This is a genomic window from Candidatus Aminicenantes bacterium, from assembly GCA_026393855.1.
Lineage (GTDB): Bacteria > Acidobacteriota > Aminicenantia > Aminicenantales > UBA4085 > UBA4085.
The window spans coordinates 1-8,582 of record JAPKZJ010000125.1 but is presented as its reverse complement, the minus strand read 5'-3'; the positions used below and the strand labels follow the sequence as shown (position 1 = coordinate 8,582).

General features: G+C 63.8%; 8 protein-coding genes, 2 tRNA genes and 2 pseudogenes. 8 read left to right on the top strand and 4 right to left on the bottom strand.

Features of this window, described 5'->3' with window-relative positions; genetic code table 11:
- The 3 genes and pseudogenes from NTZ26_15315 to pyrF form a co-directional block, all read left to right on the top strand.
- Nucleotides 1-755: dihydroorotate dehydrogenase electron transfer subunit (locus NTZ26_15315; protein MCX6561864.1), on the top strand; the 755-nt coding region annotated here is incomplete at its 5' end.
- A gap of 1 nt (nucleotide 756) precedes the next feature.
- Nucleotides 757-1,540 (top strand): annotated as a pseudogene (locus NTZ26_15310) (dihydroorotate dehydrogenase).
- A 93-nt stretch (nucleotides 1,541-1,633) separates the two neighbouring features.
- On the top strand, nucleotides 1,634-2,353 hold the full coding sequence (gene pyrF / locus NTZ26_15305; protein MCX6561863.1) for an orotidine-5'-phosphate decarboxylase: 720 nt from the start codon (nucleotides 1,634-1,636) through the stop codon (nucleotides 2,351-2,353).
- On the opposite strand, the gene NTZ26_15300 is transcribed toward pyrF, so the two are convergent.
- The 4 genes from NTZ26_15300 to NTZ26_15285 all read right to left on the bottom strand — a co-directional run bounded on the left by NTZ26_15300 (nucleotide 2,350) and on the right by NTZ26_15285 (nucleotide 4,269).
- Nucleotides 2,350-2,943, bottom strand: coding sequence for a Yip1 family protein (locus NTZ26_15300; GenBank protein MCX6561862.1), 594 nt, complete (start codon nucleotides 2,941-2,943; stop codon nucleotides 2,350-2,352). The two genes, pyrF and NTZ26_15300, sit on opposite strands and share 4 nt — an antisense overlap.
- A 232-nt stretch (nucleotides 2,944-3,175) precedes the next feature.
- Nucleotides 3,176-3,251, bottom strand: a tRNA-Cys gene (locus tag NTZ26_15295).
- 37 nt (nucleotides 3,252-3,288) lie between these two features.
- Nucleotides 3,289-3,363 (bottom strand) — tRNA-Gly (locus NTZ26_15290).
- 246 nt (nucleotides 3,364-3,609) lie between these two features.
- Nucleotides 3,610-4,269, bottom strand: coding sequence for a hypothetical protein (locus NTZ26_15285; protein MCX6561861.1), 660 nt, complete (start codon nucleotides 4,267-4,269; stop codon nucleotides 3,610-3,612).
- Nucleotides 4,270-4,453: 184 nt separating this feature from the next.
- Between NTZ26_15285 and NTZ26_15280 the strand changes: the two genes are divergently transcribed.
- The 5 genes and pseudogenes from NTZ26_15280 to NTZ26_15260 form a co-directional block, all read left to right on the top strand.
- Entirely contained in the window at nucleotides 4,454-4,723 is a 270-nt protein-coding gene (locus NTZ26_15280; protein MCX6561860.1) for an HU family DNA-binding protein, read from the top strand.
- A 115-nt stretch (nucleotides 4,724-4,838) separates the two neighbouring features.
- A pseudogene (locus tag NTZ26_15275) lies at nucleotides 4,839-5,903 on the top strand (D-alanine--D-alanine ligase).
- Complete coding sequence (ruvX, locus tag NTZ26_15270) at nucleotides 5,900-6,340, top strand: Holliday junction resolvase RuvX (protein ID MCX6561859.1); 441 nt, start codon at nucleotides 5,900-5,902, stop codon at nucleotides 6,338-6,340. Before NTZ26_15275 ends, ruvX begins: the two are co-directional and overlap by 4 nt.
- Complete coding sequence (mltG, locus tag NTZ26_15265; GenBank protein ID MCX6561858.1) at nucleotides 6,315-7,322, top strand: endolytic transglycosylase MltG; 1,008 nt, start codon at nucleotides 6,315-6,317, stop codon at nucleotides 7,320-7,322. Before ruvX ends, mltG begins: the two co-directional genes overlap by 26 nt.
- 227 nt (nucleotides 7,323-7,549) lie before the next feature.
- On the top strand, nucleotides 7,550-8,582 hold a 1,033-nt coding region (locus NTZ26_15260), incomplete at its 3' end, for a hypothetical protein (GenBank protein MCX6561857.1).

Genomic DNA, 8,582 nt, shown 5'->3' with positions numbered 1-8,582 from the left:
GCGATTGGGGCGAGTTCCACCTCCTCCGCTTCGCCGCGCCGGACATGGCCGCCGCAGCCAAGCCCGGCCAATTCGTCATGCTCCGGACGAACCCCGGCACCGATCCGCTACTCCGCCGCCCTCTGGGCATCCACGACGCCGCCAAGGACTGGCTGGAGGTCTTTTTCCGGACGGCCGGGCGCGGCACGGCCCTTCTGGCCGCCAAGGCCAAGGGCGAGACGCTGGACGTCATCGGCCCGCTCGGCAAGGGATACCGGCTGGACGGGAAATGGAAAGACAAGGACGCCTGGCTCGTCGGCGGAGGCCGGGGCATCGCCCCCCTGTTCTTCCTGGGCCGCAAGCTCAAGGCCAAGGGTGCCCGGGTCAAGGTTTTCTACGGCGGCAAGACCGCTTCCGAAGTCCCGATCGGGGAAAAATTCGAAGCCGCCGGATTTGCCCTCTCCGTTTCGACCGACGACGGCACGCTCGGCGCCCGCGGCTTCGTGACCGCGCTTTTAGAGCGGGAGCTTGCCGCCGGGATTCCCGACCGTCTGTTCGCCTGCGGCCCCGATCCGATGATGGAGAAAACGGCCGCTCTGGCCGCGGCCCGCGGCATCCCGGCCCAGCTTTCGCTCGAGGCGATCATGGGCTGCGGCTTCGGCGCCTGCTGGGGCTGCGTCCACCGCATCCGCCGGGGTGACAACGGGAAATGGCGCAAAATCTGTGAGGACGGTCCGGTCTTCGCGGCCGAAGAGATCGTCTGGGGCGAGGGCTGACATGGCCGATCTCGCCGTCGACCTCGGCTTTCTCAAGCTCCGCAACCCCGTCCTCACGGCCAGCGGCACCTTCGGTTACGGCCTGGAATTCAAGCCTTTTTTGGACTTGACGCGGATCGGCGGCCTCGTCGTCAAGGGCCTCTACTACGGCCCCCGCGAAGGCAACCCGCCGCCACGGCTGGTCGAAACGGCCTCCGGCCTGATCAACGCCATCGGCCTGCAGGGCGTCGGGGTGGAGCATTTCGCGGCCGACATCCTGCCCGAGCTCCGCCGGCACGACACCGCCGTCATCGTCAATGTCTGCGGCGCCTCCGACGACGAGTACCTTCGGGTCATCGATTTTCTGAACGGGCAGGAGGGGATCGCCGCTTACGAGCTCAACATCTCCTGCCCCAACGTCAAGCGCCGAGGACGGCGGGGCGGACGCCGTTTCGCTCATCAACACCCTGCTGGCCATGGCCGTCGATCTCGAAACCCGCCGGCCCAAGCTGGGCCATGTCTTCGGCGGGTTGAGCGGCCCGGCCATCAAGCCGATCGCCCTGCGCATGGTTTATCAGGTCGCCAAGGTCGTCCGCATCCCGGTCATCGGCATGGGCGGCATCATGACCGGCGAGGACGCCCTGGAGTTCCTCGTGGTCGGGGCCAAGGCCGTCCAAGTCGGCACGGCCAATTTCGTCGAGCCGGGCGCGGCCGCTCGGATCGCGGACGAGATGGGCGCCTGGTGCGACCGCCGCGGCATCGCCCGCGTCTCCGACGTCGTCGGAACGCTCGCGACCGGCCGCTGACGCCCCCCCCTCCGCCACCTGCCGCCCATTTGAGAAATTCCCGCCGAATTCCTATAATGGCGGAGCCATTCCGCCGCCGCAAGGAGCTGCCCCATGACCCGATCCATCCCGCCCGCCCACCGCATCATCACCGCCCTGGACGTGGAGTCCAAGGCCCAAGCCCTGGCCCTTGTCCGCGACTTGGACGAAGCCGTCCTGTTCAAAGTCGGACTGGAGCTATTCACGGCCGAGGGACCGGCTTTGCTGCGGGAGATCAAAGCCCTGGGCAAGGGCGTCTTCCTCGATCTCAAGCTCCATGACATCCCGAACACCGTCGGCGAAGCGGCCCGGATAGGCGTCCGCCTTGGCGCCAAGATGATGACCATCCACACGTCGGGGGGGAGCGAAATGATGACCCGGGCCACGGCTACAGCCGGCGAGGAGGCCGCCAAGCTGGGCACGGACAAGCCCATCCTGCTCGGCGTCACCATCCTGACCAGCCTGAAGAACGATGACCTGGCTGCAATCGGCATGACGCCGGACACGTCCGGCCAAGTCCTGCGGCTGGCCGCCCTGGCCAAGGCCTCGGGCATGACCGGTGTGGTCTGTTCGGCCCAAGAGATCGAGATTGTGCGGAAGGAAGTGGGGCCCGACTTTCTGATCGTGACGCCGGGCATCCGGCCGGCCGGGTCGACAGCCCAGGATCAGAAGCGGATCATGACGCCCGCACTGGCGGTGTCCAAAGGATCAGATTACCTCGTCGTGGGGAGGCCGATCACCCAAGCGGCCTCCCCGCGCGAGGCGTTCGCAAAAATCGTGGCCGAATTAAATTAGAATCGGGCCACCGAGCCGACGGCGAAGATGGCGCCCAAAATCAATCCGATCACGAGCATCAGCACGACAACGACGACGATGCATACGATCAGGTAGCTGACGATCTTTTCCTTGGGCGTGTCCATCATCGGCGTATTGAACCCGAGGTAAAGCACATACAGGCCGTACAGTCCGGCGATTCCGGCCAGCACGCCGAGGGACGGGATGATGTAGAAGACGCCGGCCACGAAGGGGATGGTCATGCTGTAGACCGAGAGCTGCATGGCTTTTTGGAGGTTGGACTTGGCGCCGAAGTTCGGAGCCAGCATGTTGATGATGAACCCAAAGCCGTAGACCGAGGCCACGGTAAAGACATAGTAAAGAACGGCCCGCAACAGGGCGCTTCCCAGGGGGGCGCGGTAGGTTCCCAGGAACGGGATGCGGGTTCCGATCAGGCCGAACCCGATGAATTGGGCGATGGCCGGAATCGCGGCCAGGATGGCCGCGTAGGTCATGATCAAGGTCATGGGCGGGGTGTCTTCACCCTTGATCTTGACCCACTCCTCCTTCGGCTTAAGAATCAGGTTTTGGACGCGGGGGATGAGATCCATGTTTTTACTCCTTTCAGTCGACCTCAATTTAGCCTAATCGGGAGGGACTGTCAATAAACCCGCTCGATACCCCGGGCTGAAGCCCGCCCTCATCCGCTTCGCGGCTGAGGACTGCCAAGCCCGGGGTATTAGAAGGGTTAATACTGAGCGGCGCTTATAACCCCGATTTGAAAATCGGGGTTTGGCACCGCGAACGTATTGGGGGGAAACGGGCCCGGCCAAGCGGGAAAAATGGAGGCGCGGGCCGGACTCGAACCGGCGAATCGAGGTTTTGCAGACCTCTCCCTTAGCCACTTGGGTACCGCGCCTTCGATGGCCATCGTACGACGGTCGCTGCGGGGAAGATGGAGCGGGCGATGGGACTTGAACCCACGACCTTCTGCATGGCAAGCAGACGTTCTACCACTGAACTACGCCCGCGTCCGGACGTGCGCCCGGGGCGACCGTCCCGGAAAGCACTGCGATAAACTAGCAAAAACCCCCAAGCAAGTCAATGGGCTCCCTTGGAGGGGGAACCATTGGAGGGTTCCCCCTCCAACGCCATCGTCCTCTGGACGATGACTGCCTCCCCCTCATGGAAGCCTATTCCGTTTGCCTTCCATTTTATTGGCAGAGAAAGAATTCGGACCCAAACGGCTAATCCGGAATCCCTGTCGGATGCGTAATTTACTTGATTTGAACGAGGTCTCCCAGACGGAGCGCATCCGCGGCCGAAAGGACTTTGATGGTGGCCGTCGCCCAGCCGACATCGACGACGACGACATTGGCCGCGGCCCGGGCCGGCCGAACCCCCTCGGGCTTGGTGTAGGCCGTCAGCTGCTGCCCGACCTTCAACCCCTGATCGGCGCCGATGTCGATCAGGGCCCAGTCGCCGAGCCCGATCTGGTTGAGCTCGTTGCCGAAATTGATCAGACGGCCGGTCAGGACCTCGCCGCCCTGGAAGAGGGTTTCGAAGCCGAGGTTCTTGCCCATGATCGGGGCTTTGTCTTCGAAAGGCAGGAGCCCGTCGCCGACCCGGATGATGCCGCAGGCTTTCTCGATCTTGGCCAGGAACCGCTCTCCGTCGGTCCGGACGACGCGCAGCCGGCCGCGCCGGAATCCGATGGGCCCGGGGCCGGCCGGCTTTTTCGAGCCGGGCGGCAGGGCCTGCATCGCAACGACGGCGAAGACTTGGCCGGGGCGCACGACCTCGCCGGCCGCTCCCCGCACCCAGACCAGATCGCCGTCGCTGAGCAGAATCTTGCCGTCGGCCGAATCGGGCGCTGTCCCCCCGCCCGGGCGGGGATGAACCCCGACAGGGCCGACAGAAGGACGATGAGAGCCCACGAGCCCGTTTTCCTGGTCATGGCGCACCTCGCTTCCGTCATTCTAGCACAACGCCGGGCGGCGGCGCCACGCGGCTCGACGCTGCCCGGCGCGCCCCGACCGGCCCAAGCAATGCTTGACTTTCTCCATAATCAGCCTTACCATTTGAATACAAATCAGTTCCAGCAATAGGAAGGAGGGCGGCATGGGCAAAAAAGATTTTACGTCCAACATGGCGCACACGGCGGGGATCACCCATCTCCAGGCTCAAAAGGCCTATGCGGCCTTGCTCGGCGCGGTTAAGGAATCGCTCAAGACGGGCCGCAAAGTCAATCTCTCCGGCTTCGGCAGCTTCGAGATCAAGACCCGCGAAGCCCGCCAGGGGCGGAACCCTAAGACGGGCGACACAATCGCTATTCCGCGCAAGAAGAGAATCAAGTTCACGCCAAGTCGTCTCTTCAAGTCCCATCTCTGAGCCGGACGGGCCGAGCCGAGCGCCGCGGACGGGCAGTCCCGCGTGTCGCTGGGGTCTACGGCCTGGGGCTTAGGATAGACAAAGCGCGTTCCCTTCTTTAAAATAGAAAATTGCCATGCCCGCAAAAAAAACCATCGCCCTGCTTTTCGGAGGCCGTTCGGCCGAGCACGAAGTCTCCATTCTGTCGGCTTCGGCCGTCTACAACAATCTCGACAAGACCCGCTACGCCGTCGTCTGCCTGTACATCGGCAAAGACGGCCGCTGGAAGCAGGTCGCCTCGCCCCGCGTCCCGAAGCGGGAATTGCGCCGCGGCCCCTTCCAAGGCTTTCTGCCATGGCAGGCGCGGACGGCGGCGCCGGTGCGGGCCGACCTGTATTTCCTCGTCCTGCACGGCCCCTACGGCGAGGACGGCACGATCCAGGGCCTGCTCGAGCTGGCCGATGTCCCCTATGTCGGCCCCGGGGTCCTGGCCTCGGCGGCGGGCATGGACAAGGACGTGATGAAGATCCTGTTCCAAGCCCGCGGCTTGCGCGTCGCACCATGGATCATCGTCCACGATTTCGAGTGGGAGCGGGCCAAGGCCGCCCTCCTGCGCCGCGTCCGGGATTCCTTCACCCCGCCCTACTTCGTCAAGCCCGCCAATCTCGGCTCGAGTGTGGGCATCTCCAAGGTCAAAAGCCACGCCCGGGCGGCCGCGGCTCTCGACCTGGCCCTGCGCTATGACCGCAAGGTCCTGGTCGAGGAAGGCATCGACGGCCGGTAGATCGAGTGCGCCGTGCTGGGCAACGACGAGCCGGAAGCCTCGCTCCCAGGCGAGGTGATTCCCCACCATGAGTTTTACGACTACCGCGACAAGTACCTCGACAACAAGACGAAGTTCGGCATCCCGGCCGACCTCCCCACGGAGGTCGTCGCGGAGGTCCGGCGCCAGGCCGTGTCCGCCTTCCAGGCCTGCCAAGCCTCCGGAATGTCGCGGGTCGACTTCTTCCTGGAGCGGCGGACCGGCGATCTCTACATCAACGAGATCAACACAATCCCCGGCTTCACGGAGATCAGCATGTACCCGAAGCTATGGGGCGTGACGGGCCTTCCCTACGGCCGGCTTCTGGACCGCCTGATCGACCTGGGCTTCGAACGCCACCGCCGCAAGAAGCGCTGCACGGCCGGGATTCCGGAATGAGAATCCTCGGCCTGGACTACGGCGACCGGCACATCGGGCTGGCGCTTAGCGACCCCTTATTCATCACCGCCCAGCCGCTGGATACCATCCAGCTCGAGGGGAGCGATGCGGTCCGGAAGGCGGTCGTCCAGGCGCTCGTCCGCAAGCACGAGATCGGCCGCATCGTCGTCGGCCTGCCCCTCCGCATGGACGGCAGCGAGGGCTCGCGAGTGGAAAAAACCCGGGCCTTCGCGGTCTGGCTGGAGAGGGCCGCCGGCGTCCCGGTGGAGTTTTTCGACGAGCGCCTGACCACCCATCAGGCCCTCCGCTCAGTCCAGGAACAGAAGATCAAGATCAAAGACAGGCGCTCCGTGGTCAATCAGATCGCGGCCGTCATCATCCTGCAGGGCTACCTGGAGAGCCGGCGTCCCGATGAAAATCCTGTTTCGACCGATTAAATTCCTGCTCATCCTGGCCCAGGCCGGCCTGTTGGGATTCTGCGTCTGGATAGCCCTGGAGTCCTCTCTTCCGGCCGCGAAAGCCGGGCGCCCCGTCCTGATCGAGATCACCCGGGGGCAGGGGGCCTCCGCCATTGCCGCCAAGCTCAAAGCCGAAGGAGTCCTGGCCAAGACGACTCCCTTCCTCTGGCGATATCGGATGTTTTATTCCGGCAAGCCGCTTAAGGCCGGCGAATACAAGCTGGACGCCCCTTCGGCGCCTCGGGCCGTGATCGAAGCCCTGACCCAGGGCCGGATCTACCTCCACCCCGTGACCGTAGCCGAAGGGCTGACGGGCCGCGAGGCGTTTCCCCTCTTCACCGCCGCCGGCTTCGGCAGCGAAACCGAATTCGCCGCGGCCTTTCGAACGACCGCTTCGCTGGGCCTGCTCGATCCCCAGGCCGCCGATCTGGAAGGCTATCTTTTCCCCGAAACCTATCGCCTGCCGAAAGGGATGCCGGCCCCGGCCATCCTGGCCAAGATGACGGAGATGTTCAAAGAAGTCTTTACCGAGGCCTGGCGCCGGCGCGCATCCGAGCTCGGCCTGAGCGTCCGGGACGCCGTCATCCTGGCTTCGCTCATCGAGAAGGAGACCGGGAAGGCCGAGGAAAAGCCGTTGGTGTCGTCGGTCTTCCATAACCGGCTCCGCCTGGGCATGCGCCTCGACTGCGACCCGACCATCGTTTATGTCCTGAAGGCCGCGGGAACTTACAAGGGGCGGCTCTATTCGAAGGACCTCAAGCTCGATTCGCCGTACAACACATACCTCCACGCCGGCCTGCCGCCGGGGCCCATCTGCAACCCGGGCCGGGAATCGCTGCGGGCCGCCCTGCAGCCGGCGGCCACGGAATACCTTTTCTTCGTCTCCAGGAACGACGGCAGTCATCAATTCAGCCGGTCCCTGCGCGAACACAACGCAGCGGTGGATCTGTACCAGCGGTGAAGCCGGCGAAACCAGCCGCCATTGCCTTGCGGGGGGGTTTTTGCTATATTCCCCCTTTCTTTGAGGACGAACACGATCTCGCCAAGGCCGAATGTAACTATTCTTTACAAGATCATCGATCCCATCATGCTGAAAACAAACCAATTCTCCCGTCGAAAAATTGGCATAATCCTTGCTTATTTAATCGGCGAGAGTCGTTCCGCGCATCATAGAGGAGGATGCAAATTATGAAAAAAATCATCGTTCCGCTTCTTATGGCGGCAATCCTGACGGCCGCCGCCGCCGCTCCCGCCGCCCAGCAGGCGCCCGACGCCAAACAGAGCGCCAAGGTGTTCATCCCGAAGGAAGTCAAGGAGCCCATGGAGGCCGGCATGGCCGCCAAGACGGCCCGCCTGGACCTTCCCTTCGAGATCTTCCGGACCCAGTACCTCCCCGCTCAGCAGGCCTTCTACCAGGTCTTTTTCCTGAAGATCAAGAACGCCGACCTCGGGTTCGCCCCGGTCACGGCCCCGGCCGTGGTCGATCCGGCCGCCCCGATCGCGCCCGCCAAGGTCAAGGCCGTGGTCAACGTGTTCGTCCAGTTCCACCAGGCCGAGAACGGGGTTCCCGGCAAGCTGATCAAGGAGATCTATATCCCCGCCTCCTTCGAGGCCGACCAGGCCGGCTTCGATCCCGAGCAGGCCGATTGGTACACCGTCGGCTACCCGCTCATGCCGGGCGAATACCTGGCCACGATCGCCATCTGTTCCCAGGATCTATCGAAGATCGGCATCCAGTACAGCAGCGCCAATCTGCCCGATCCCAAGTCTTTCACCTCCAGCCTCGACACGACCCCGGTCTTCTTCATGAAGGAATACAAGCAGGTCCAGGCGCCCGAGCAAAAGCCCGAGATGCACAAGGGCTTCTTCGCCTACTCGGTCATCCAAGTGACGCCGAGCCTGGACAACGTCTTCACCGTCGGCCAGCCGCTCGATCTCTTCACCTATGTCTTCGGCTGCCAGCCCAAGTCGGGCTCGACCTACGACGTCGAGATCGTCTTCGAGGTCAACCAGGGCGACAAGCCGGCCATTAAGTTCGCCCCGGGCAACTTCGACTCGCCGCTCATCAGCCTGCCGCTGACCCTCAAGCAGACCCTCCAGATCAAGCAGGGCGACCAGGTCCGCAGCGAAACCCGCGACCTGCCCGCCGGAAGCTACACCTTTGTCATGAAGATCAAAGACAAGGTCTCCGGCAACGTCGGGGAGAAGAAGATCGACTTCA